21 protein-coding genes are annotated in these 24,384 nt (G+C 70.9%); 10 read left to right on the forward strand and 11 right to left on the reverse strand.

Features of this window, described 5'->3' with window-relative positions; translation table 11 throughout:
- Nucleotides 1-9: 9 nt before the first annotated feature.
- Nucleotides 10-1,044 carry a sugar ABC transporter substrate-binding protein gene (locus tag PV396_RS31485; RefSeq protein WP_319210415.1) on the reverse strand — a complete coding sequence of 345 codons (1,035 nt, stop codon included), beginning with the start codon at nt 1,042-1,044 and terminating at the stop codon, nt 10-12.
- Between the two features lie 317 nt (nt 1,045-1,361).
- Here PV396_RS31485 and PV396_RS31490 point away from each other — a divergent pair, with 317 nt between their 5' ends.
- Entirely contained in the window at nt 1,362-2,444 is a 1,083-nt protein-coding gene (locus PV396_RS31490) for a LuxR C-terminal-related transcriptional regulator (RefSeq protein ID WP_319210416.1), read from the forward strand.
- Between the two features lie 120 nt (nt 2,445-2,564).
- Nucleotides 2,565-3,278, forward strand: coding sequence for a peptidoglycan-binding domain-containing protein (locus PV396_RS31495; RefSeq protein ID WP_319210417.1), 714 nt, complete (start codon nt 2,565-2,567; stop codon nt 3,276-3,278).
- A 75-nt stretch (nt 3,279-3,353) separates the two neighbouring features.
- On the opposite strand, the gene PV396_RS31500 is transcribed toward PV396_RS31495, so the two are convergent.
- The 5 genes from PV396_RS31500 to PV396_RS31520 all read right to left on the reverse strand — a co-directional run bounded on the left by PV396_RS31500 (nt 3,354) and on the right by PV396_RS31520 (nt 9,887).
- On the reverse strand, nt 3,354-3,728 hold the full coding sequence (locus PV396_RS31500; RefSeq protein ID WP_319210645.1) for a hypothetical protein: 375 nt from the start codon (nt 3,726-3,728) through the stop codon (nt 3,354-3,356).
- A gap of 283 nt (nt 3,729-4,011) precedes the next feature.
- Entirely contained in the window at nt 4,012-4,935 is a 924-nt protein-coding gene (locus PV396_RS31505) for a MurR/RpiR family transcriptional regulator (protein WP_319210418.1), read from the reverse strand.
- Between the two features lie 47 nt (nt 4,936-4,982).
- Nucleotides 4,983-6,662, reverse strand: coding sequence for a phospholipid carrier-dependent glycosyltransferase (locus tag PV396_RS31510; protein WP_416071510.1), 1,680 nt, complete (start codon nt 6,660-6,662; stop codon nt 4,983-4,985).
- A gap of 179 nt (nt 6,663-6,841) precedes the next feature.
- Complete coding sequence (locus PV396_RS31515; protein ID WP_319210420.1) at nt 6,842-8,809, reverse strand: phosphatase PAP2 family protein; 1,968 nt, start codon at nt 8,807-8,809, stop codon at nt 6,842-6,844.
- A gap of 169 nt (nt 8,810-8,978) precedes the next feature.
- Complete coding sequence (locus PV396_RS31520; RefSeq protein WP_319210421.1) at nt 8,979-9,887, reverse strand: N-acetylglucosamine kinase; 909 nt, start codon at nt 9,885-9,887, stop codon at nt 8,979-8,981.
- Nucleotides 9,888-10,227: 340 nt separating this feature from the next.
- On the opposite strand from PV396_RS31520, the gene PV396_RS31525 reads away from it, so the two are divergent.
- The 6 genes from PV396_RS31525 (at nt 10,228) to PV396_RS31550 (ending at nt 18,463) form a co-directional block, all read left to right on the forward strand.
- Nucleotides 10,228-11,358 carry an ROK family transcriptional regulator gene (locus tag PV396_RS31525; protein WP_319210422.1) on the forward strand — a complete coding sequence of 377 codons (1,131 nt, stop codon included), beginning with the start codon at nt 10,228-10,230 and terminating at the stop codon, nt 11,356-11,358.
- Nucleotides 11,359-11,636: 278 nt separating this feature from the next.
- Nucleotides 11,637-12,959 carry a sugar ABC transporter substrate-binding protein gene (locus PV396_RS31530; RefSeq protein WP_319210423.1) on the forward strand — a complete coding sequence of 441 codons (1,323 nt, stop codon included), beginning with the start codon at nt 11,637-11,639 and terminating at the stop codon, nt 12,957-12,959.
- Nucleotides 12,960-13,079: 120 nt separating this feature from the next.
- Nucleotides 13,080-14,000 carry a carbohydrate ABC transporter permease gene (locus PV396_RS31535; RefSeq protein WP_319210424.1) on the forward strand — a complete coding sequence of 307 codons (921 nt, stop codon included), beginning with the start codon at nt 13,080-13,082 and terminating at the stop codon, nt 13,998-14,000.
- Nucleotides 13,997-14,899 (forward strand): carbohydrate ABC transporter permease, encoded by a 903-nt coding sequence (locus tag PV396_RS31540; protein ID WP_319210425.1) that lies wholly within the window; start codon nt 13,997-13,999, stop codon nt 14,897-14,899. The genes PV396_RS31535 and PV396_RS31540 overlap by 4 nt, the downstream gene beginning before the upstream one ends.
- A 2-nt stretch (nt 14,900-14,901) precedes the next feature.
- The gene (locus PV396_RS31545; RefSeq protein WP_319210426.1) at nt 14,902-16,611 is read left to right on the forward strand and encodes a hypothetical protein; all 1,710 of its coding nucleotides are present in this window, start codon (nt 14,902-14,904) and stop codon (nt 16,609-16,611) included.
- 13 nt (nt 16,612-16,624) lie between these two features.
- Nucleotides 16,625-18,463, forward strand: coding sequence for a hypothetical protein (locus PV396_RS31550; RefSeq protein ID WP_319210427.1), 1,839 nt, complete (start codon nt 16,625-16,627; stop codon nt 18,461-18,463).
- Nucleotides 18,464-18,562: 99 nt separating this feature from the next.
- Here PV396_RS31550 and PV396_RS31555 read toward each other — a convergent pair whose 3' ends face one another.
- The 3 genes from PV396_RS31555 to PV396_RS31565 all read right to left on the reverse strand — a co-directional run bounded on the left by PV396_RS31555 (nt 18,563) and on the right by PV396_RS31565 (nt 20,833).
- Nucleotides 18,563-19,222, reverse strand: coding sequence for a nucleoside/nucleotide kinase family protein (locus PV396_RS31555; RefSeq protein ID WP_319210428.1), 660 nt, complete (start codon nt 19,220-19,222; stop codon nt 18,563-18,565).
- 13 nt (nt 19,223-19,235) lie between these two features.
- Nucleotides 19,236-20,345, reverse strand: a complete 1,110-nt coding sequence (locus PV396_RS31560) for a serine hydrolase domain-containing protein (RefSeq protein WP_319210429.1) — start codon at nt 20,343-20,345, stop codon at nt 19,236-19,238.
- 80 nt (nt 20,346-20,425) lie between these two features.
- Complete coding sequence (locus PV396_RS31565) at nt 20,426-20,833, reverse strand: helix-turn-helix transcriptional regulator (protein WP_319210430.1); 408 nt, start codon at nt 20,831-20,833, stop codon at nt 20,426-20,428.
- Nucleotides 20,834-20,952: 119 nt separating this feature from the next.
- On the opposite strand from PV396_RS31565, the gene PV396_RS31570 reads away from it, so the two are divergent.
- Nucleotides 20,953-22,011, forward strand: coding sequence for a permease (locus PV396_RS31570; protein WP_319210431.1), 1,059 nt, complete (start codon nt 20,953-20,955; stop codon nt 22,009-22,011).
- 316 nt (nt 22,012-22,327) lie between these two features.
- The gene (locus PV396_RS31575; protein ID WP_319210432.1) at nt 22,328-23,107 is read left to right on the forward strand and encodes a TIGR03943 family putative permease subunit; all 780 of its coding nucleotides are present in this window, start codon (nt 22,328-22,330) and stop codon (nt 23,105-23,107) included.
- Between the two features lie 35 nt (nt 23,108-23,142).
- Here the strand turns inward: PV396_RS31575 and rpmF are convergent, their stop codons facing one another.
- Both rpmF and PV396_RS31585 read right to left on the reverse strand, forming a co-directional pair.
- The gene (gene rpmF / locus PV396_RS31580; protein ID WP_319210433.1) at nt 23,143-23,307 is read right to left on the reverse strand and encodes a 50S ribosomal protein L32; all 165 of its coding nucleotides are present in this window, start codon (nt 23,305-23,307) and stop codon (nt 23,143-23,145) included.
- Nucleotides 23,308-23,425: 118 nt separating this feature from the next.
- A complete protein-coding gene (locus PV396_RS31585; protein WP_319210434.1) occupies nt 23,426-24,316 on the reverse strand; it encodes a hypothetical protein in 891 nt (296 codons plus the stop codon).
- Between the last annotated feature and the right edge of the window lie 68 nt (nt 24,317-24,384).

Genomic DNA, 24,384 nt, shown 5'->3' on the forward strand with positions numbered 1-24,384 from the left:
ACCGCTCCCCTAGCCGTTCTGGGCGAGCAGCGCGTCGATCTTCGCCGTGTCGCGGGGGCCGACGAGCGCGATCGGTACCTCCACGCCCGGGTTCGCCCTGCCCGCGGCGACCGCGAGGGGCACGTCCACGATGGCGTTGGCGATGTCCTGCGGGGCGAGAGCGGCCGAGGCGCGGTAGAAGGTGCCCTGCTTGATCGCGAGGAGCGAGGGCGCCGCGCCGTCCTGGCCGCCGACGAACGTCTTCGCGTCGTCCTTCGCCCGGCCCGTCTGCTCCAGCGCCTTGTACCCGCCGTACGCCGACGCGTCCGTGACGCCGAGCAGCAGGTTGAGGTCGGGATGCTTGGCCAGGATGGCCTTGGTCTTCGTCAGGCCCGTGTCCGGGTCGATGGCCTGCTCCTGGGCGACCACGTCGACGCCCGGCGCCATTTTGGTGAAGGCGTCGACCATGCCCTTGGTGCGTTCGCGGCCCAGTTCGATCGTGCTGTCGGTGAGAAAGGCGATCTTGCCCTTGCCGCCCAGGTTCTCCAGCGCCCACTTGGCCGCCGCCTCACCGAGCAGGGTCCCGCCCTCCCGGAAGCTGAACCGGATGTCGGCGCTCTGGTGCTCCAGTGTGCCGCCGTACGTCACCCAGATCAGGCCGGCGTCCAGCGCGGCCTTGGCGATCGGTTCGGCGGCCTCGAACACCATCGGGAACGACACGATGGCGGGCGTCTTGCGGGCCACCCAGGTGTTGAGGTTGGTCGCCTGGGTGTCGGCGCTGCTGCCGTCGCTGGTCGTCAGCAGCGAGGCACCGTGCTTCTTGGCGGCGGCCGTGGAGAGCTTCACCAGCGTTGCGTAGAGCGGGAGTTGGGTGAACGGGTAGTCCAGGCCGATCTTCGTCAAGGGCTCGCGCGGTCCCTTGTCGGCGGCGGCCTTCTGCCCCGACGACGCCGTGTCGCCGCCGGGCGCCGAACAGCCGGCGGCGGCAAGGGCGAGAGCCGTACCGGACCAGGCGAGGAACTGTCTGCGCGAGGCCGCGGAACCGGCGAACGGGGATGTGGTCATGACGGTGCTCTCCCAGGGGAAGTGCCCATTGAGGGACGGGCTGCGAGGGGGACGACAACGGGCGGGTTCCACAAGGACCGGCCGTGTCGAACAGAAAAGACCCCCGCGCCCCGCCGCACCATCCGTACAAATACCGAGCGCCCAATACGGACCGCGAAATATCGACCGGGTCCCGCACTCGCCCGACTCCGGCGGCCGGGCGGCACCGAGTCCGTTACGTCGGGCTCGATGTCTTGCCCGGCACGGGGTGCGGCCCTAGCGTTAGGGGCCAAACGAATTGGCTCCTGGATGACTCCCGGGCCCTCCCGGAGGCGCGCATGCTCAGCCACCACCAGATCGCGGCGGCCACCCGCATCGGCATGCTCACGCGTGAGCGCGACACCGTGTCGGCCTGCGCCCAGGCCCTTGCCGAACTCTGCCACGCCCTGCCCCTCGACATGGCGACCCTGCTGTCCATCGACCCGCTGACCGGTGAGCACGTCCAGGTCGCCGGGATCGGCTACACCGCCGAGAACTCGCAGGCGATGGCCGCCGAGTTCGTCGACACGCCCTGGTACCGCAACGTCGTCCGGCAGGACGTGCCGCCCTCGATCTCCGAGGACGCCGACGACCCCGGACAGCGCTTCAGGCACGGCTGGTTCTACGCCGAGCGGGTCCGCCCGGCCGGCCTGCGCGACGCCATGACGGGAGCGCTGCGGCACGATGGACGCCTCGTCGGTCTGATCAACCTCTCCACCCGCACGCCGGACGCCTATGACACCGAGGCTCGCCACCTCCTCGCCTCCGTCATCCCCGCCCTAGGAGCGCTCGTCGACCCCACGGCGCACACCGGCGACCTGCACGGACTGCCGTCCGAGGGTGCGGCGAGCCTCGTCGCCGAGGGCGGGATCGTCGGCCTGCCGGGACGGGAGCGCGCCCGGGTGGCGGCGGACGAGGAGTTCCATCCGCTGCTGCGTGCCTTCGCCGAGACGGGCGGCCGGCGGCTGCGGCTGCTGTGGCCGCTCGACGGCACCTGGTACCGCGTCTCCCTGCACCGGCACACGACGGCACCGGGGCTGACCGGCCCGGCATCGGCGGTGCTCGTCCACGAGACGCCCACCGAACTGCCGTACGGGCTCAGCCCGCGTGAGCTGGAGGTGCTCACCCGCGCCGCCATCGGGCAGACCAACCAGGCCATCGCCCAGGCGTTGTTCCTGTCCCCGCGGACCGTGCACAGTCACATCGAGCATCTGCTCCGCAAGACCGGTGCCGCCTCCCGCGCCGAGGCCACCGCGCTCGCCGTCCGGGACGGTCTGCTGCGTCCGACGCCGGACCATCTGGGCCGCTTCGTCGAGCGCGGCGGCGACTCCGGGGCCGTCGACGGACACCGTGCTCTGCGCAAGCCGCGCCCTTCGTACTGAACCCAACTACCCCTGACCGCGTATCACTTCACGGAGCCGCCGCGTCGCCGCACGCGGCCCGTGTGCGACCCACGCGCATTCGTACGCAGCGAATACGCAGGGAGAGGGAAGGGGAGCAGAGTGTCGACACCGCCCACCCCGGGCCGGCCGGAAGGCCGCCGACCCCTGGAGCCGACGCGCGTGGTGCGCCGTCGCCGCACCGAGGCACTGGCACAGCTCATGCGGGAGCACGAGGAGGCGATGGCCGAAATTCCGGAGGGCTACGAGTCCGTGCCCCTGCCCAGGCCCGAGCCCCGGCCCGAGCCCAGGCCCGAGCCCCGGCCGGCTCCCGGCGCCGAGGACTCGACACAGGAGTTGCCGCCCGTCTCCCGCCGCCGACAGGGCGAACGGACGCGGCGGGCCGACGGTGGCTTCGGGTTCGGCCCGAACCTCCGCCGCGTCGCCGTGGTGGTCGCCGTCGGTGCGGCTGCCCTGGTCGGCTTCGGCTCGGCCCTGCTGCTCCCGGGCAGCGCCGAGGGCGAGGAGGTCCGGCCGGCACCCCCGACCGCCCCGGCCGTGGTGCCCACCCCGTCGGCGTCGACACCGGTCTCGGCCGATCCGGACGGCCCCGGCACGCTGCGGGAGGGGGACAGCGGCCCCGAGGTGACCGAGCTGCAGCAGCGCCTGCTGCGCATCCCCGACGTCTACGACCACGGTGCCACGACCGGCAGTTACGACGCCGGCCTCACCGAGGCGGTGGCCCGCTTCCAGCTCTGGTACGGCATCCGCGGTGACGAGACCGGCGTCTACGGCGACGACACGCGCAAGGACCTGGAGTCCCGTACGGGGTCCTGAACGCCCTCGCGGCAGGCGGCCCTGAGGGCATCGGAAGGGCCGGGGAGGATCGGAAGGGGCCCGGCAGGGGTCCGCTCAGCGAGCGGCGTGGGTGTCGACCAGGGCCTGGGTGACAGCGCGGATGCTCCGGGCGATGTGCTGGAGCTGAAGCACCTCGGCGGCGTACATCTTGATCGTGTGTTCGATGACCGACTCGCTCAGACCGAGGCCGGGGAGGTCGGCGCGGGCCGTCTGGAGGGCGGTTCGGGCGACCCGGATCTCGTGCTGGACCTGGATGTGCGCGTGACGGGCCAGCAGGACGGGGTGGCGGATCAGCGTCGGGTAGCCCGCGTAGCGCGTCGGCACCAGCTCGCGCAGCCACTTGACCGCCGAGCGCTCCCAGTCGTAGCTGCCGGGGATCTTGACCTGACAGGGCCAGTCCGGGCCGGTCCGGGTGGTCGTCGTGGTCATCGTGCTCATGGTCATCGCTCCGGGAGTGCGGCGTCGACAGGGTGGTGCGACGGGATTCAGCGGCCCCGGCCTAGGGGATGGCCGGGGCCGCAACGGGCGTTCGCGCAGGCGACACCCGTCCGGACACCCGAGCGCCGACGCGGGTAGGAGACGGCGGCAGCGGATGCGCGGGGCGTGTGGAACGAGTCCCGGTGTCCCGTCGGGACGCGATCCGTGAGCAGTATTTATATATGCCGTCCGGTTTGCAAGAAGTATGAAAAAATTCATGCACAAAACGGGATATTTAGTCCCTTAGGAAGAACTGATGCAGGTCGGCGCTCTGCTCGTACTCCTCCAGGCGCCCCTGCGTACGCTCCGGATCCGCGTCCGTCATGGCCTGGAGCAGCGCCGCCGACAGCACGGCGGGCCCGGCGTACGAGTCGAACACCAGGCGGGATCCGGTACCGACGGCGAAGATGATGTCGGCCTCGTCGGCCAGCGGACCGAGGGCCAGGTCGGTGATCAGGGCCACCCGCAACCCGGCCCGCCGGGCGACCCGCACCGCCGTGAGCGTCTCCTGCGCGTGCCGGGGCATCGAGAACGCCAGTACCCAGGTGCCCCCGGCCTCCCGCGACTGGAGGAGCGCGTCGTAGGCGACACTGCCGCCCCGGGTCACCACCCGGACGTCGGGGTGGATACGGCGGGCGGCGTAGGCGAAGTACTCGGCAAGCGATCCGGAGATCCGCAGGCCGAGCACGGTCAGTGGGGTCGAGCGCGACAGGCTTCGGCCGACCTCGATCACCCGGTCGGGGTCGGCGAAGTCCCGCCGCAGGTTCTCCAGGTTCGCGATCTCGGCGTCCACCGCCGCCTGGAGTTCGTTGCTCCGGTTCTCCTCCGCCGCGCCCGGGGCGCTCGCGAGGGTGCTGAGCGCGATGGCCTGGAGCCGCTCGCGCAGGGCCGGGTAGCCGCTGAAACCGACGGCCGCCGCGAACCGGGTCACGGACGGCTGGCTCACTCCCACCCGGTCGGCGAGATCGGTGATCGACAGGAACGCGGCCTCGGTGATGTGTTCGATCAGATACTGCGCGATGCGCCGCTGTCCGGGGGAGAGCCGGGGCCCGTCGAACAGTTCCCGCAGCCGGGAGGCCGGCGCGGCTTCCACCTCAGGGGCGGTCTTCCCCGAAGTGATCGCGGACGCCTGGGCGCGAGCCTGCTGCGGCGATGGCACCGATGTGCCTCGTTCGTCTCCCACAGCGACTCAACATAGCTCACCCTTCACCGGCGGAAGATCGTGATCGAGTGGCCGACCTCGTCGACCTCCCGGCTGGTGTGGATCAGCCGCGCCAGTCGCCCCCGCGCCTTGGCGACCGACGAGTCCGACACCACCAGCAGTCCGTGCACCTTCCGTTCGGGCCGGTGGCGCGGATCGGACGCGTGGATCCCGTAGTACGACGGCACTCCGCTGCCCTTGTAGACCAGCCAGACCCGCTGGCCCGCGTACCGGTCGTGCAGCCGGTCCGCAAGCCGCCCCAGGTCCTGACCCCAGTCCACGTTGGAGTCGTGCAGCCACTCGTGCGTCTTGGCCGATCCGCCGAACGCCTCGTTGGAGTACGGGAGATAGAAGGGGAACGCCCGCAGCGAACTGACCGCCACGAACGCCAACAGCCCCGCCGCCACGACCGGCACCCATCGTCGGCGCAGCGCGAGCACACCGACCGCCGCCACCGCGCCGAACATCGGCACGAAGATGGCGTACCGCACCCCCAGGTCCCGCTGGCCGTCCATCGCCGCCGCCAGCAGTACGGCCGTCGGAAGCAGCAAGTAAGGTGCGGCGGACCTGAGTTGACGAATCGTCAAAAACGCTGCCGTACCCACCATCCACAGCACCAGCATGCCGAGCGGGGTCTTCACCAGGAGGGCGGCGGGCAGGTAGTACCAGAGGGAACCCTCGTAGCGCCGCCCGAAGAGGAAGCCCTCCCAGTGCGCGTTCTCCAGGCCGAACTGCAGCCGTACACCGTCCCGGTAGGCCTCCGGAAAGGGCAGCAGACCGGCCAGCAGACCCCTCGGTCCGTGCACGGCCGGTACCTCGCCGGTGGACGGCGTCCAGCGCAGTTGGGGATCGACGGCGAGATATGTGGCCCATACGACGGCCACCGCGACGACCGCCACCAGTGCCGAGCCGGCGACGGCCCGCGCGAGCAGCCTGAGGCGGGCCCCCGGAGCCGCCGCGCGTCCAGGGCGCCACACCGAAAGGCCGGCCAGCAGGAGCAGTACCGGGACGGCGGCGAGGGTGTTCATCTTCGTGGCCAGGGCCGCCCCGAGGGCCGCTCCGGCGAGCGGAAGACAGAGCCGGGGCCGCCACCGGGCCCGCCACAGCAGCCACACCGACGTCAGCACGAACCCGGCCGCCGGTACGTCGAGCGTGGCCAGCGATCCGTGCGCGACGACGTCCGGCGAGAACGCGTACAGGGCCAGCGCCCCCAACCCGCCCACCCCACCCGCGAGTTCGCGACCGAAGACGAACACCACCAGCCCGAACAGCAGGGTCAGCGCGATCACCGGCAGACGCGCCCACAGCATCAGACGCCAGGGGTCGTTGCCGGACTCGTAGAGCAGATGGCGGCCCACATGGCTCTGGTCGCCGTCGTAACCCCGGTCGAAGTGCGGGCCGGCCACGGCCACTCCGGCGGCGATGATCAGCTTGCCCAGCGGAGGGTGCTCGGGGTTGAGCCGCAGGCTGTGCTCGTGGAGATAGACGGCCGCCGTACCGACGTACACGGGCTCGTCGATGGTGGGCGTCTGCTCCACCGCCGTCGTGATCATCGCGACGGCCATCTGGAGGAGCAGCACGGCCACCGCGAGCGGGACCAGCAGGCGTCGGTGGCGTCCGAGACGGGCGAGCAGTCGCGCACGTCCGGTCGGGGGCGCCGGCGTGGCGGGAGCGGCGCCGGGCATCTCCTCCGGAACCCCGAAGGAGGTGCGCCCCGCGTCGGGAGAAGTCCTGGGTTCGACAAGCGTGTGCCGGTCGCGCGTCATCGTCCGCCCCGGGGCGACGCCGACCGCGCGGTGGCGGGAGTGATCCGGAGCCGGGCCATGGCCCTACTCTCGCATCAGCTCCCGCCCCGCCCCGTGCATTACCGCTTCAGGAGTCGCACCGACAGACCGTCCGCCGTGTACACGGGCACGGCACGGATCTTGTCCGAGTTCACCTCGACACGGTCGAAGCGGCCGCGCAGCGACGCGGCGCCGATGACGTCGACGACGCTGCCCACGGTCGGCGGGTTCTCCGCGTCGAGGGTCAGCGACAGGACGCTGCCCTTCTCCAGGAGCGCACGCCGGGTCACCGTCACGACCTCCTTGCGGCGGCCCTTGCGCAGCGTGACCGCCAGCGTTCCGGACTGCTGGGTGTACGTGCCGTGCAGCTGGACCGGCTCGGTCACCCGCAGCGTCCCGCCCAGCACCCGGACGTCGCCGTGGCCCAGCGCGTGGGCGGAGGCGGAGACCAGCGTGCCCGCCTCGAGTTCCGTGCCGCCCGTATAGCTGTTGTGCCCGGCCAGGGTGAGCGTGCCGGTGCCGGTCTTGGTCAGCCCGCCCCGGCCGTCGATGTCGTTGCGCCAGGTGTCGGCCGCGCCGAAACCGCCGGACGCCGCGTCGAGCGAGACGGTCACGTCGGACTCGAAGGAGCCGTAACCGTCCGCCGCGGCGAACAGGTTGAGCCGCCCCCACTGCTCGAAGCCGTCGAGCAGCACGTACCCGGCGGGCAGCGCGGTCGTGCGCAGCACCGCGCGCCGCTGCGCCGCGTCGAGGTACGGCTGACGCGTCTCCAGCAGCACCTCCGCGCCCTTGGGCACGGTCAGCGCCTGGTCGCGGCCCCGGCGGTTCAGGATGTACGTGAGGCGCGGCTCGACCGCACACGCGTTCGCGGCCCGGTCGGCGTACGCGTCGGTGCCGGCGGGGGCCGAGTGCGCGTAGGCGTAGAGGGTGTCCGCCGTCGTGCCCGTCTGCGCCTGGAAGTAGGCGAGGGCCTGGGCGCGCGCCGCCGCCTTGAGGTCGGCGTTGGCCGGGTCGGCGAGGGCGGCGGCGGCCAGGGCGGTGGCCATGACGCGACCGCCGAGGACGTCGACGGGGGAGTGCATGCCCGACATGATCCGGGTGTGGCTCAGCTCGAAGGCGCGCGTCACGATCTCCTGGAAGCGCTCCGGCACCGCGTACGCGAACGCCAGTGCCGCCAGGTGGAACGCGTTGGTGTGGCCGCTGGGGAAGCCGCCGTCCTCGGCCGGGTTCGTGCCGCGCTGACGCAGCAGCTGCGTCACGACGACGACGTCCGACTCGTACACCGGGAAGCCGAGGGAGTCGGTCGCGCCGGTGGGGACGACCTCGCTGTTCGGGTTCAGGCGCCACGGACGCGGGTACTGGAAGGCGAACTTGGCGGGGTTGCCGGAGGCGAACGGGCCGCGCACGGTGTCGACCAGCTTCGCCACCTGACCGAGGTCCGAGGTGTACGAGCCCGCGCCGAGGGCGGAGCCGGCCGGGGCACCCGCCGGGACCGCGTCGCTGATCGTGGTCGGGGGCGTCGTGTCCGGCGCCGTCGTGATCGACGTGACCGCCTTGGCACCCGCCTTGTACAGATCGGCCAGCGGACCCAGCGCGGCGATCATCGCGTAGCTCTGGTGCTGGCGGTCGTAGACGAACGCCTCCTTGGCCTGGGCCTCGGTGCGGGCGCCGGTGACGCGGGCGCAGTAACGCACGTTGGCGCGCAGCACCTCGGGCTGCAGTGCTATGCCGGTGTTCCAGGCGTCGCCGGTCTTCCACACCTTGGCGAAGCCGTCGAGGACCCGGAGCACGGCGTTGGTCTCGGCCGTCTGGTTCGCCACGACGTTGGTCTTGTAGTCGTCGACGAACGCGAGGGGGGCCGTTGCCGTCGTCGCGTCCGCGGCGGGGCTCGTGGCCGCCTTGGCGTCCGCCGCGGCGAGCCATGACACGAAGGTCGGCGCGCCCAGCACTCCGGCCGACGCACCCAGGGACGTCCTGAGGAACCCTCGGCGGTTCGGGGCGTGTTCACGGACCGACGCGGGGGAGTTGTGCCCGGCTGATGACGGCATGTGGCTGCCTCTCTGGAGTTCTACGGCCGTACGGCCGGGGAGGGATGCGAGTGACTGCGGCTCGTGGTGCGCTCGTGACGCGAGCGGTGAACGCGCTTGCCCGAGCATACGAGCGAAGATCTACGGGCGAGTTGTGTCCGGTCGGAGTTGGTTCGGCGACCGGCACATGTCAGACGAGTGAACGGGCCATCGCGAGTGCCCCTTCGACCGGCGCGACGTCGAGGTGCCTCGGCCGGGCGTGGGGCACGCGTTCGGCCAAGGACGCCACGAAGGCGTCGTACAGGACGGGTTGGGCGAGAACGGTACTGCCCGCGACCACGACGTCGTCGACCGGGACACCGCGCGCGGCGAGTCGGGCGACGAGCGCGGCGAGCGACCGGCCGCCCTCGGCGATCACCGTGCCGGCGAGCGACGAGCCCGCCTCGGCGGCGGCGAACACGGCCGGCGCGTGCCGGCCCCAGTCGGCGGACGGAGACGTGGCACTCTCCAACGCCCCGCCCAGCGCGGGCACTTCGGGCACCTCGAACGCGACGAGAAGTTCCTTGGTGAGTTCGTCGGGTTCCTCTCCGCGGTCGTGTGCGGCCCACACCGCGCGGACGGCCTCGCGGACGAGACCGGCGGAGCCGCCCTCGTCGCCGAGGAGTGCGCCCCAGCCGCCGACCTGGACGGGAGTGCCGTCCTCGAGGCGGCCGACCGCGACGGAACCGGTGCCCGCGACGAGACCGGCGCCCCGGTCCAGACCGACGGCGGGAACGAGCAGTTCGGCGTCGCCGACGATCCGGCACGGAACACCCAGACGTTCCTCGAGCGCGGAGCGGATCTCCTCGCACTGACGGGGTGTCTCACAGCCGTGTCCGCCCATGGCGACGGCGGACGGGCGCGAGCCCGCGGGCAGGGCGTCGGTGACCAGCGCGGCCAGCCAGTCGGCGGCGGCCACGGGGTCGTGCGGCCGCCAGCCGCTGCTCGGGCGGACGTGATCGGCGATCGACTCGTCCCCGGCGCGGGCGCGCAGGTGCGTCTTGGTGCCGCCCACGTCGATGCCCACGACGAGCGGGCGCGGGAAGGGGGAGTCCTGCACGGATCCTCTTTCGTCGTTGCGCTTGGCTGCGACGGTGGGCGAACCGTGCCTGGAGCAGGGAAAACCTGGGGAAGACCTGATGTACGGAAGAGCTAGGGAAGCCCCGGGACGGGCCTCTGAGCGGGCACGGCAGGCGAGTACCGTGACATTCGTTAGGAAGTTAACTAACGAAGTACAGTGCGTGTCAAGAGGTATCGCGCACCCGACCGCGACGGCGCCCCGAGGGGGCCGGAGACGCGGCGGGAAACCCGCGATACCAGGGCATCCCGTCGCCGCATCCCACGACTTCGAGCTTCCGGGGAGCGCGGCCCTCGACCTTGGGGAGACTGTGGAACACGACGTGGCGAAGGCCCCCCGTCTGACCGAGAGCGCGAGCGCCGTGTTCGCCGTGCTGGCCGGGGCGGGTACGGCCACCCGGCCGCAGCTCGCGAGTCTCGCGGGCCTGTCGAAGCCGACCGTCTCCTCCGCCGTGGCGGAACTGGAGAACGCCCGGCTCGCCGCCCACTCGGGCATCGCCTCCGGCGGCACGGGCCGTTCCGCCGCCGTCTACGGACTCGGTCCCGCGGCCGGCTCCGTACTCGCCGTCGATCTCGGCCCCGCCCTGACCCGGGTGCGCGGCTGCGCCCTGGACGGCACCCTGCTCGCCGAGGCCACCGGCCCCCGCGAGGAGGGCGCCGACGTGGTGCGCGAAGCGCTGTCCGCGCTCCCCCCCGACGCTCCGCTGCGCACCATCGTCGTGGCCGTCGGTGATGTCACCGCGCGCGCCGAGGAGGGCACCGTGCGGCCGGCGACCGCCAAGGCGGGACCCGTCTTCGACGCGGTCGCCGTGGCACTGCCGCCCGGGGTGCCCGTCCACCTCGAGAACAACGTCAACTGCGCGGCGCTCGCCGAGCTGCACGAGGGCGCGGCGCGCGGCCGGCACACCTTCGGCTATCTGCGGATCGGTGTCGGTATCGGTCTCGGCATCGTCGTGGGAGGCCATGTGCTGGCCGGCGCCAACGGGGCGGCCGGAGAGCTCGCCCGGCTGCCCTACCCCTGGGACGACGACCTGGAGCCCCGCCACGAGGCCCTGGAGGAGTACATCGGCGCCCGCTCGCTGCTGCGCAGGGCCGCCGAGGCGTGGCCGGAATCCGAGGGCGCGTGCCCCCGTACCGCCGACCGGCTCTTCTCGCTGGCCGGAGAGGGCGGCGCCACGGCCCGCGCGATCGTCGACCGGCACGCGGTGGACGTGGGCCGGCTGGCCGCCGCGGTGACCGCCGTACTGGACCCCGGGCTGCTCGTCCTGGGCGGCAGCACCGGTGCGTTTCCGCAGCTCCTGCCCGGTGTGCGGGCCGAGCTGGAGCGGCTGAGCTGGCCCACCGAGGTGGTCAGCAGCCAGGTCGGTGATCTCGGCACCGTCGTGGGTGCGGCGCGGCTCGCCGTCGCCAGAGGAGTCCAAACCGTGACCCAGCCCGGGCGGTCCAAGGATTGACGGGTTCGGACTCGGTCTGCCAATGTCCGGACAAGCGCTTTCTAAGTCGGCCGGGACGCCGGCTTGGGGCGAGCCTCCCGCCCGTACACGACGTACGGCAACCGCACGAGGGCGTGCCCGTGCGGTGACGGCCAGGACGGCCGGGGATCCCGCCCCGCGTGGACGACGCGGCCGGGCGAGGCTGCGCCCCCCGAAAGCAGCCCTTCCTGCAAAATGCACCCGTGCCGCCTCGATCGGCGCCGTGCTCTGTCCCCTACGACGAAAAAAAGGGATCGAAGATGACCACTGTGGGTGTGCGGCGCTCCAGCCGACTCGGCCGCGGCGGTATGCGCCGCCTGGTTCCCCTCGCTGCCGTTGCCTCGGCGGGAGCCCTGCTGCTCACCGCCTGCGGAGGGGGAGGCGACTCGGGCGGTACCTCCAAGAAGCTGACGTTCTGGATCTCGACGGTTCCGGGGCAGGACGCGGGCTGGAAGAAGATGGTGGCGCAGTACAAGAAGGAAGCCGGCGTCGACGTCAAGCTCGTCAACATCCCCTACGACGGCTACACGACGAAGCTGCACAACGCCGCGCAGGCGAACTCCCTGCCCGACGTGGCCGCCGTGCCGGCGCTGGACCCGATCTGGTCGAACAAGCTGCTCGACCTCAGCTCCATCGCCAACAACAAGAGCAACAACATCAACGCCAACTTCCTGGCGAAGGACTCGTCCGGGAAGGTGCTGTCCATCCCCTCGGACGTCACCGCGTCCGGCATGTTCATCAACAAGTCGCTCTTCGAGAAGGCCGGCGTCTCCTTCCCGACCGAGCCGTCGAAGACCTGGACCTGGACCGACTTCATCAAGGCGGCGGACGAGGTCCGCGAGAAGACCAAGGCCAAGTACTCCCTGACGTTCGACCAGTCGCCGTCACGGTTGCGCGCCATGGTGTACGAGATGGGCGGGCAGTACGTCCACGCGGACGACTCCGGCAAGTTCTCGGTGGACGAGGCGACCAAGAAGGCCGTGAACACCTTCGTCGGCTGGAACGACGACAAGACCATGCCGAAGTCGGTCTGGACCAGCGGCGCCGACCCGTCGGCCATGTTCCAGAGCGGTGACGTCGTCGCCTACTGGTCCGGTGTGTGGCAGGTGCCCGCCTTCGCGGAGAGCATCAAGAAGTTCGAGTGGGCGAGCGTCCCGACCCCGGCCCAGCCGGTGCAGGCCAGCGACGTCAACAGCGGCGGCATGACGGTGGGCTTCAACAACAACGGCGACGCCGCCAAGGCCGCGACGAAGTTCCTGTCCTGGCTGTACGAGCCGGCCCACTACCAGGCGCTGTGCGAGGCGTCCGGCTTCCTGCCGGTCGAGAGCGGTCTGACCCCGAAGTACCCCTTCACCTCCGAGGCGGCGCAGGCGGCGTTCAAGCTCTACAACGAGTCGATCCCGCTCTACGCCCCGATCTCCGGCTACTTCAGCAGCGCGCAGACGAACTGGGTGCTGAAGGGCAAGAGCCTCACCGAGGACCCGACCAAGACGGAGCTCGGCAAGGCGATCAACGGCCAGCAGACGGCCGACAAGGCCCTGGAGAACATCGTGGCCGGCTACAACCAGCAGGTCGGCGGCTGATCGTGGGCCCGGGGGACGGGCGGCGCCGAGACACCGCCGCCCGTCCCCGGACGCCCGAGTGATGCCGGGCTCATGACCGGAGCCCGCAGCAATCCAAACCACCAGCACGGAGTCAGGAAGATGACAAAACGCGCCTCGGCCGTGACCGCGAGCCCGCCGAGCTCGCCCAGGAGACGCAGCAAGTACACCCTTGCGCCCCTCGTCCTCATCTCGGCCAACGTCGTGCTCTTCGCGCTGTTCTTCGTCTGGCCGGCGGTGATCGGGCTCGTCTACTCCTTCACGAACTACACGGGAGTGGGGGCGTTCCAGTACATCGGACTGGACAACTACCACAACCTGTTCGGGGACTCCACCTTCTATGACGCGCTGACCCGGACGCTGCTGTACGCCGTCCTCTTCGTACCGCTGAACTTCGTGGTCTCGCTGCTCGCCGCCAACCTGGTGGTGAGCAAGCACGCGAAGGGCGGGTCGGTCGCCCGCGTCGTCTTCTTCATCCCGTGGCTGCTGTCGCCCATCGTCGTGGGTGTCCTGTGGCGGTGGATGTTCGGCGAGAACTTCGGCCTGGTCAACTACGTCATCGAGAAGTTCGGCGCAGACGCCGTTCCGTGGCAGTCGAACGCGGACCTCTCGTTGCTCGTGGTGGTGATGGCGGCATCCTGGGCCTGGACCGGTTTCACGATGCTGCTGTTCATCGCGGCGATCAAGAACGTACCGGTGTCGTACTACGAGGCCGCCTCTCTCGACGGTGCCGGCCCCTGGCGCCAGTTCTTCAGCATCACGCTGCCGAGCATCGCGCCCACCTCGTTCATCGTCATCCTGCTCAACACGATCAACGCGATGAAGGAGTACCCGGTGTTCGTCGCCCTCAACAACGGAGGGCCCGGAACGTCGAACAACCTGCTCGTCCAGTACATCTACGAGACCGGCTTCAAGCGGGGACAGATCGGCTACGCGAGCGCCGCGTCGTTCGTGCTCATGCTCATCCTGATGGCCGTGGCGGTCATCCAGCTGATCGTCAACCGGCGGGTGGAGAACCGATGACAACCACAGACATCCCGCGCCCGACCGACGCCGGCTCCGGACGGAGAGTCGCCAAGAAGCGGCCCCGCAGGACGGCCACCGGTGGACTCAGGCAGGCGGTGTCCGCGACGACACTGCTGTGGATCATGGCGTGCCTGTACGGCTTTCCGGTGCTGTGGTTCATCCTCAGCTCTCTCAAGCCGTCCAGCGACCTGTTCTCCTACCCGCTGACACTGGTTCCGCACAACCCCACCCTGTCGGGCTTCGAGGCGGCGTGGGACAGCGCGAACTTCTCCCAGTACTTCATCAACACGGCCATCGTGTGTGTGATCACGACGATCCTCACGGTGGGAATCAGCTGCTGTACCGGGTACGCGCTGGCCAAGTACGACAACAAATGGCTCAAGGCGTTCTTCATCTGCATCCTGGCCACCACGATGCTGCCGTCCGAGGTCATGCTCGCCCCCGAGTTCCTGGTGGTCCGCAACCTCGGCCTCTACAACTCGTTCGCCGGCATCATCCTCCCGGCCGTGCTCACCGCGACCGGCTGCTTCATGTTCCGCCAGTTCTTCCTGACGGTGCCCGACGAACTAGTGGAAGCCGCCCGCATCGACGGCGCCAAGGAGCTGTCGATCTTCCTGCGGATCATGGTGCCGCTCTCCCGGCCCATCATGCTGACCCTCGCCATTCTGTCCTTCCAGTGGCGGTGGAACGACTACATCTGGCCGCTGCTGATGCTCAACGACCCCGACAAGTTCACCGTGCAGATCGGCATCCAGAGCATCGTCGGCGCACAGAACATCAACTGGTCGGTCCTGCTGGGCGCGTCGGTCATCTCGATGATCCCGCTGATCGTCATCTTCCTGGTCTTCCAGCGTTACGTCATGGGCGCCGACATCAACGCCGGACTGAAGGACTGATCTTGCTCTCCCCGCTCGACCACGAGTTCGTCCGGTCGGTGGCCCGTGCCGCCGACCGGACGGCCGTCCCGTTGGCGGCCTGCCCCGACGAGGAACCCGCCGGTGTGCCGCACCGCGGTCTGGCACGGCGGGTGAAGACCCTGGTCGCGGCCTACCGTTCCCCGGAGTCGGAACTGCACGGCAGCGGGCAGGCCCTCGCCGCCGTGATGACCCACCTGCGCGCCCTGCGGGGCGCTCAGACTCCCTCCGGCCTGTTCGCCGGTGGCGACAACGTGCAGTCACCGCCGGACTCCGCGTTCACCGTCAACGACGTGTGCGACGCGTACGTCCTCGCGGCGGGCGGAGGGCCGGAACTGCAGGACATCACAGCGGCGCTGGCCGAGATCGCCGGCGCCGCCACCCCAAGTCTCCTCACCGGTGGCGTGCACACCCCGAACCACCGCTGGGAGCTGAGCGCGGCGCTCGCCCGTCTGCACCGGTCGTTCCCCGACGACCGGCTGCCCGCCCGCGCCGAGGAGTGGCTCGCCGAGGGCGTCGACATCGACCCGGAGGGCCTGTACTCCGAACGCAGTGCCGTCTACGCGGCCCTCGTGACCAACCCCTCGCTGCTGTTGCTGGCCGAGGTGCTCGGGCGTACCGACCTGCTGGACGCCGTCGAACGCAACCTCGCCACGACCCTGGACCTGATCAGGCCGGACCGCACGGTGGAGACCGTCCACTCGCGCCGCCAGGACCAGAGGCTCTCGTTCGCGCTGTGGCCCTACCTGCCGCACTACCGGCTGCTCGCGATCCGCACCGGCCGGGGCGACTTCGCCCGCGCGGCCCGCCTCGCGGCCGCCGACGGCGTCGACGACCCTGACCTGCTCGCCCAGACCCTCCTCACCCCGGATCTGTGCCGCGCACTGCCGGCCCCGGACGCGGAGAAGCTCCCGCGCGACGGGTACCTCCCCACGGCACGCCTCGCCGCCCACGTCTCGGCCACCGCGCACACCGTGGTGTACGGCGGCTCCGACGTGCCCGAGCACCGGCGCATCCGCTCGGGCCTCGCCTGCAACCCCACCTTCCTGCGCATGTTCGCCGGTGCCGCCGTCCTCGACGCGGTCCGCCTCTCGCAGGCGTTCTTCGACCTGGGCCCGTTCCGTGCCGCCGACATGGAACAGCTCGCCGCCAACCGGTACCGGCTCACCCAGACCCTCACCAGCGCCTACTACCAGCCGCTTCCGACGGACCGCAGGCGCGACGACGGCGCCTACCGCCTGGTGGACGAGGGCCGCTTCTCCGCGTCGATGGCCTTCCCCGACCGCCCTCAGGACGAGGTCTCCCACACGACCCGAGTAGAGGCCGAGCTGCGGGAGGACGGGGCCGACCTGCGGATCGACATCAGCGGCCCCTCGGTGCCCTGGGCCCTCGAACTGACCTTCCGGCCGGGCGGCGAGGTGCGGGGCGCCGTACCGCTCGGCGACGGAAGCTGGTGTCTGACGACCGAGCCGTTGACCTACCGCGTCGGCGACGACGAGATCCGGGTCGAGGCCACCGTCGAGACGGGCGAACCGCTCGTCGGACCGGACCGGAGCGACGTACTGCGCTACGACCCGGGACAGGACTACACCGTGGTCGGCGGCACGGACGCGGCGGCCGGGAACCGCGTCTACCTCGGTGGGCACGGACCGCAGGCACTGACCCTCACACTGCGCGCCACCTCTCAGGCATGAAGGGCTGATCTCCTTGCACCTCCCACGCCAGCTCGGGCCGCTGCACGACCTGCCGGACACTCCGGAGGCGTACGACGCCGTCCTCGCCGACGTCACCGAGCAGGCCCTCGCGCGCCTCACGCCCGAGGGCAACCTCGAACATCCCGACTGCGTCGACGACATCGGCGACACCTCACTCGGCATCACCTCGCTCCTCGCGCTCGCCTGGCAGCGCGGCAAGGACCCCCGGCTGCCGGAGGCGGTGCACCGCAGCCTCGCCTTCCACCTGCGCGAGCGCGTCTACGTCGAGGACAACCCCGGCTACCCCAACCTGACGGTACGCAACTCCGGTCTCCCGTACGCCCGTTACGTACTGGAGTCCGGCGCACACCCGATCGGCGACTGGCCGAGCACGGTGTGGGCGCTGCTCCACGCCGTCAACATCCTGGACGCGGCCGAGGGACTCGTCGCCGACGAACAGCGCGCGGAACTGGTCGAGTTGGCGTGCGGTTACTGGCGCTGGCTGACCGAAGCCACCTTCTTCAACCCGCAGGAAGCCGGCAACCAGGCCATCGGCTGCATCGTCGGCGGTCTGATGCTCGCCCCCCATCTTCCGCCGGACGAGGGGAAGTCGCTCCGAGCCCGCGCGATCTCGTTGTACGTCGACAAGATCCGCGACCGCCGGGTGAGCGACCGGGGCGCGGCCCTGCCGCCCGAGCACGGCGGCGCCTACGACAACAACTACGGCCCGATCTCCCTCTCCTTCCTCGCCCAGGCCCACCGGATCAGCGGCGAGGAGATCTTCGCCGAGGACGGCGAGGCGCTGGCCCACTATCTCGACGCCCGCCTGACGAACGGCGGCTACGACAACGGCGGCCCCCGCTACAGCGAACAGCACTCCGCGTTCGAATCGGTCCTCGGCCTGCGCTACTTCGGCCACCGCATCGGCTCCGACCTCGGCCGCTACCGGGGCGACAGCCGCTGGGCCCGCGGCGCGGTCAAGCAGGACGGCGGCATCGACGGCCACTTCGCGTGGATGCTGGTCTGGCAGATCCAGGACACCACCCGCTGGCACCGCACGCCCTCGACCCGGCCGCTGCGCCACCAACTCCGCGCCGGCACGGTCTCGGTGGCCTTCGACGACAAGATGACGCCGTCGCTGGTCGAGGCGGCGGGCACCTACTACCTCCCGGCGGCGGTGAACCGCCAGCACGGCTTCGGCCCGGTGACGGACGGCTTCCTGCTCTGCCGCCCGATGGGCGAGGTCCGAGTACGGGACCTGCGCACCGGTGCTCGCACGGCCAAGCTGGTCACCACGCCGGTCGTCGGCCGCGACCACGTCCTGCGCCACGTCCGATCCCTGTACGTCACCGACGGCACCACCCTGTGGGTCGCAGTCGCCGTCGAACACCTCGACGGCACCCCGTACCTGCTCGCCGGCCTGCCCTACGCCACCGACGACGGCGACCGGGTCCACCGGACCGCCGAAGCCGGCGCCGTGACCTCCGCCGGCCCCCTGCGTCTGACGCACCCGCGGGCAGAGGGCACGGACCACTTCGACGCCCGCTCGGACACGACCCAGGAGCAGGCAGCCTTCGCTCTCGCGGCGGACCCGCGCGGCTACGGCAACCCCGACGAGGGCTGGCGCCACCTGGTCAGCTCCACGGCACTGGAGGCCGACCCGGCCCCCGGGGCGCCGGAGGGCCTGAGCGTGTTCGCCGTACGGTACGGCGGCGACGGCGACGCCGGATTCGCGCCGGTGTTCGAGGCGACGCCGGAAGGCCTGCTCGTGCGCACCGAGTCGTTCACCGCCGTGATCGGCGATCCTGCGGGCGACGCTCACGGCGAGCCGGAGCTGACGCTTCTCGACTGAGCAGGCGGACCGAGACGGACCGACAAGACGTACGAGGCCGAGCAGCTCACCCGCGCGCTGCTCGGCCTCGTCACATCACGTCCCGCCAAGTCGCGTCGCTCAGGTCCACTCGGCCACGACCAGGTCCGCCCGGTCCCGGGTCGCGGCAACCAGATCGGCGTTGCGCTGGTCCGTCCCCCGCACCCACGCGAGAGCCGTGTCATGGTCCTTGCCGAACTCCTCGTGCCGGGCGACCAGCCGCTGCACGCGCTCGTCCTCGTCCAGCGCGCAGAACCACACCTCGTCGAGCTGGGCCCGCACCCGAGCCCACGAACCCTCCGTCAGCAGAAGGTAGTTGCCCTCGGTGACGACAAGCCGTGCCGAAGGGAACACCGGGATCGCACCCGCGACCGGCTGCTCCAGCACCCGCTCGAACCCCGGCGCGTAGACGATCTCCGCGTCGCCGCTCTCACGCAGCCGCCGCAGCAGCGCCGCGTACCCCGCCGCGTCGAACGTGTCCGGCGCGCCCTTGCGGTCCCGCAGGCCCAACCGCTCCAACTCGACGTCGGCGAGATGGAACCCGTCCATCGGCACATGGGCGACCCAGGGCGAGCCGTCGCCGTTCAGCGCCCGGACGAGCCGTTCGGCGAGCGTCGTCTTGCCCGAGCCCGGGCTCCCGGCGATACCGAGCACGGCACGCCGGTCGCCCCTGACCAGCGCCCTGGCCCGGCCCAGGAGGTCGTCGAAGGTGGGTGCGGGGGAGGAGAGGGGGTGTGCCACGCGGCCGAGTCTCTCACCCGGCGAGCCCTTCGTAGGCGGCCGCGACGATCAGGAAGGCCCGGTCGTCGCCGAGTCCGCCCGAGTCGAGCATGCGGTTCATGACGTACGCCACCGTGAGGCGGGCGTCCATGTCGACCAGGACCATCGAACCGCCCCAGCCACCCCAGGAACAGGTGCGGGGGTTGGGGAGCTGGCCGCTCAGGCCATACCCCAGGCCCCAGCGAATGGGCACGCCCAGGACCGAGTCCGTCCCGGCGAACTGTTCCTCCAGGGCGCGTTCGCAACCCGCCTCCGACAGCAACCGTACGCCTCGTGCCGTGCCGCCGCAGGACAGGACCGACTGGACGGCGGCGACCGAGCGGGCATTGCCGTGGCCGTTCGCGGCGGGGATCTCGGCGCGCCGCCAGGCGTCGGTGTTGGCGGTGGCGGCCACGACGGGCGGGTTGCCGGGGCGGTCGGGTGCCGCGTCCGGGTCGCGCGGACGCTCGGGCGGCGGAATCACGGGCGTGACGCGGTGGTCGTACTCGACGGGCAGCCCGATGTGGAAGTCGGCGCCCAGCGGCCCGGCGATCTCCTCGGCGAAAAAGACACCCAGGGTACGGCCGGTGACCCGGCGGACCACCTCGCCGACGAGATAGCCGTACGTGGAGGCGTGGTAGCCGGCCTCGGTGCCGGGCTTCCAGGCCGGGGCCTGGGCGGCGAGGCGGGCGGTGGCGGTCGGCCAGTCGTAGAGGTCCTCGACCGTCATCGGCTCGTCCCAGGTGGGCAGCCCCGCCGTATGACCCAGCAGATGCCGAACCAGGACGTCGTCCTTGCCGTTCGCGGCGAACTCGGGCCAGTAACGGGCCACCGGCGCGTCCAGGTCGAGTTCACCCCGGTCGGCGAGGACCAGCGCGCACAGCGCCGTCATCGTCTTCGTCGTGGACCACGTGTTGGTGATCGTGTCGCGCTGCCACGCGGTGGTACGCGCCTCGTCGAGGTGGCCGCCCCACAGGTCGACCACCGGTTCGCCGTCGAGGAACACCGCCACGGACGCGCCCACGTCCTTGTCGTTGAGCGACGCCGTCAACGCCTCGCGTACGGGGGCGAACCGGTCCGTGCACGTGCCGAAGGTCTCCACCATGCGGCGACCGTAGCCAGGGCCCGCGAAGGCGGCCACCGATTAATTCCGGCCACCCCGTATGCCCCTGCGCTGCGCCCGGTTCAGGTCCGGTCGATGTGCACGTTCGTCGACTTCACCCGGGCCGTCGCCTCCATACCGACCTCGAGGCCCAGTTCCTCCACGGCCTCCCGGGTCAGCAGCGACACCAGCCGGTGCGGTCCCGCCTGGATCTCCACCTGAGCGGCGACATCGCCGAGCTTCACCGCCGTGACGATGCCGGCGAAGGCGTTACGGGCGGAGGTGTACGACGGCTCCTCCTCGCCGGAGCCGGTGCCCGCGCCGGAGTTGGCCAGCTCGATCGAGAAGGCGGCCAGATCCCGCCCGTCGATCAGGCGTCGCCCGCCCTCGTCGCGGTGGGTCTTCACCCGGCCCGCGTCCGCCCACCGCCTCGCGGTGTCAGGGCTCACGCCCAGCAGACGGGCGGCCTGACCAATGGTGTAGGACTGCATACGCGCCAACCTAGCTCCTTCCCCGATCTCGCAAAATGAGCAACCGCGCCCGTCCCGGCGTACTGAAGTGGCAGGGAACGCACGCACGCAGCACCGCCACGCCCGGAGGTACCTCACCCGTGAGCATCACCAAAGCGGCCCCGCCCGGGGCCGGCCACCGCGACACGGAGGCTCCGCCGGACCAGGCGCCGGACCAGGTGCCCGACAAGACACCGGGCGAGCAGCAGGGCTGGCAGTTCAGCTCGCCGCTGGTCCTGACCATGGTGCTGATCCTGGTGGTCGCCCTGCAGGGGCCGATCCGGCGGGCGGTGTCCGCGCCGGTGATGCAGAGCTGGATGACGGTGTTCGTCGCCGTCGTCGTCCAGGCCCTGCCCTTCCTCGTCCTCGGGGTGCTGCTGTCGGCGATGCTCGCGGTGTTCGTCCCGCCGTCGTTCTTCGTCCGCGCCCTGCCCGGCCGGCCCGCCCTCGCGGTACCGGTCGCGGGGATGGCCGGAGCGATCCTGCCCGGCTGCGAGTGCGCTTCGGTGCCGGTGGCCGGCGCGCTGGTGCGGCGGGGGGTCGCCCCGGCGGCGGCACTGGCGTTCCTGCTCTCCGCCCCGGCGATCAACCCGATCGTGCTGACCGCGACCGCCATCGCGTTCCCCGGCAAGCCCGAGATGGTCGTCGCCCGGTTCGTCGCGAGCCTGCTCGTGGCCTGCGCGATGGGCTGGCTCTGGCAGCGCCTTGGCCGCACCGACTGGCTGCGCCCGCCGGCCCACCCCTCGGACGAGGGCCTCGGCAGGGGCGCCGCGTTCTGGAACTCCGTACGGCACGACGTGGTGCACGCGGGCGGTTTCCTGGTCGTCGGCGCGATGGCCGCCGCCACGCTGAAGGCCGTGGTGCCGGCGAGCTGGCTGGGCCTCGCGGCGGACAACCCCGTGGTGTCGGTCCTCGCGCTCGCCGTCCTCGCGGTGCTGCTGTCGATCTGCTCGGAGGCGGACGCGTTCGTCGCCGCGTCCCTGACCCAGTTCTCGCTCACGGCCAGACTGGCGTTCCTCGTGGTCGGCCCGATGATCGACCTGAAACTGTTCGCCATGCAGACGGCGACCTTCGGCCGCGGGTTCGCCCTCCGCTTCGCTCCGGCCACCTTCGTCATGGGCGTGGCGTCGGCGGTCCTCGTCGGGGCGGTGCTCCTTTGAATCCTCCCCCAGCTGAAGCAGGGGGATTCCTGGCTCACGCCGCCTGCGGGTCAGCGACCCAACAGGTCTTCCACGATCAACACCAGCCGGGTTGAAACCAGCCCGGTTTGATACGGCAAAGCTTGGAGGTGCATGTGCTGTCTTGGTTCTCGATCAGCACGGCGTACGCGCTTGGTTCTCGCAACGCACGGGCGTCAGCCTACCCGACCGTGTGGGCGGTCTTTCGCCCTGGAGGCGAGACCCCGTTCCCTGCCCTGCTCCGCAGGAGACCGATTCCTCCCCGGCCTGAAGACCGAGGCATCCGCGGAGGTCTCAGGTGAACCGGCAGGCGCAGGCGGTCGTCCTGTTCCTGGTCGGCGGAGCGATGATCCATGCCGGGTCCACCGATTTGTACCTGCGGTACGTCAAGGCGGGGCTCCAGCCGATGGTCATCGGTGCCGGCGCGATCCTGATCGTGGCCGCGCTGGCGACGGTCTGGTACGAGCGGAAACTCACGAAGACCGGTCCTGACAACCGAGTTCACACCCACGACAAGGACACCGGCGTTCACGACGACGCCGACGTTCACGGCAAAGACGTCCACGTCCACCGTGAACCGCGCGTCTCCTGGCTCCTGGTCCTGCCCCTGTTCGCGCTGATCCTGGTCGCCCCGCCCGCCCTGGGCTCCTACAGCGCCCTGCGCACGGGTACGGCCCTCCAGGCGCCGCTGGCCTACGCACCCCTGCCCTCCGGTGACCCCGTACGCCTCAGCCTGGTCGACTACGCCGGCCGGGCGGCCTACGACCACGGACGTTCACTGGGCGACCGGCGGATCACCATCACCGGGTTCCTTGCGCTCGACCGCAAGGGCACCCCGTATCTCGTCCGGATGGCCCTCAACTGCTGTGCGGCGGACGCCCAGCCGGTCAAGGTCGGCCTGACCGGCAAGATCCCCCCGGTGCTCCAACCGGACAGCTGGCTCGAACTCACCGGCACCTACACCGAGCGGCGGACCAAGGACCCGGTGAACAACGGCATCATCCCGTTCTTCGACATCACCGAAGCCAAGCCGGTGGCGACTCCGCGCGACCCCTACGACGAGAGCTGGAACAACTGAGGCCCAGGCCGGGGCGTCAGGTTCGGGGCGTCGGCTCAGAGCCGGATCAGCCCGCGCTCGTACGCCTTGACCAGCCGCTGCGGCACCATGTGCGCGACCCCGTCGACGGTGACGGGCACCAGCTGGGTCGTGGTCGCCTTCCACTGGGCGCGGCGGTGACGGGTGTTGCTGCGGGACATCTTCCGCTTGGGAACGGCCATGGGAATCCTCCTCGGTTGGCAAGCGAGACAGGACGCTACATGAAAATGGATCCCATTAACAGTTGAGTCGACCCGACCGGTGGAGCCGAAGGGCTGGGCACGCGGTCCGCGCCCGACGTCAGAAGCCGCCGGAGCGGAACTCGTCGTCGGAGCCGGCCACGGCGGTGACGTTGTAGCGGTCGCCGCCCGCTCCACGGTTGCCCTGGTCGTGGTTGTACTGGAACTTGAAGACGTAGGTACCGGCGTCCAGCGTGTTACCCGGCTTCAGCGTCACCACGTAGTCCAGCTCGCTGCTGCTCCCTCCCGTGGACACCGTCACCCTGTCCCCGAGGTCGCTCCAGGTCCCGGTGCTGGAGACGCCTCCGGTCTGAATGATCTTGACGACCACCTTGAGGCTGCTGAGGGGCTTGGTGGACTTCACGGTGACGATGCTCTGGTCCCAGTAGGCGTTGGCCTCGGAAGTGTCCACGCTTCCGTCCGACCACAGGTAACTGGTCGTCGTGCTCGACGTGATCTTCTGGTCCGTCGGCGAGGAGCTCTGTTCCCCGGTGCCGCCGCCGGTCGAGCCGGAGGTGCCTTCGGTGCTACGGGTCGGGGAGGGCTCCGACGCCGACGTGTGCCCACCCGGACCAGCACCCCCACCCGCGCCGCCCGACACGGGCACGTAGACCACCTCGGGGTCCTTCCCGCCGCGGTCCTCCTCCTTCTTCCTCTTGGACGGGGCGGTTGTCGGCTTCGCGGCGGTGTCGACGCGCTCCTTCTCCCGCGGCGCCTTCTTGTCGGCCGCAGCGGTCACCTGGTCGGAGTCGCCGATGCTCCAGTCGGCGGCTGAGACGACCCAGGCGGACGCGGCGATCACCAGGACCGCGGCCGCGGAGCCGCCGACCGTCTTCCAGACCCGGCGGCCGGGCAGGAAGCCCCGGATCGGAGTGCGGGCCCTGCGGGCGAACAGATCGGCGAACTCGCCTTCCTGGCGGTCACCTTGCTGAAGGTCGGGCGTGTGCGGCATGAAAGTCGGTCCTTACGGGGTTGTCCGCTGTGGGTGCTGTGGGTGCTGTGGGTGCTGTGGGTGCTGTG

Origin of the sequence: Streptomyces sp. ME02-8801-2C, assembly GCF_033793965.1 — a bacterium.
GTDB lineage: Bacteria > Actinomycetota > Actinomycetes > Streptomycetales > Streptomycetaceae > Streptomyces.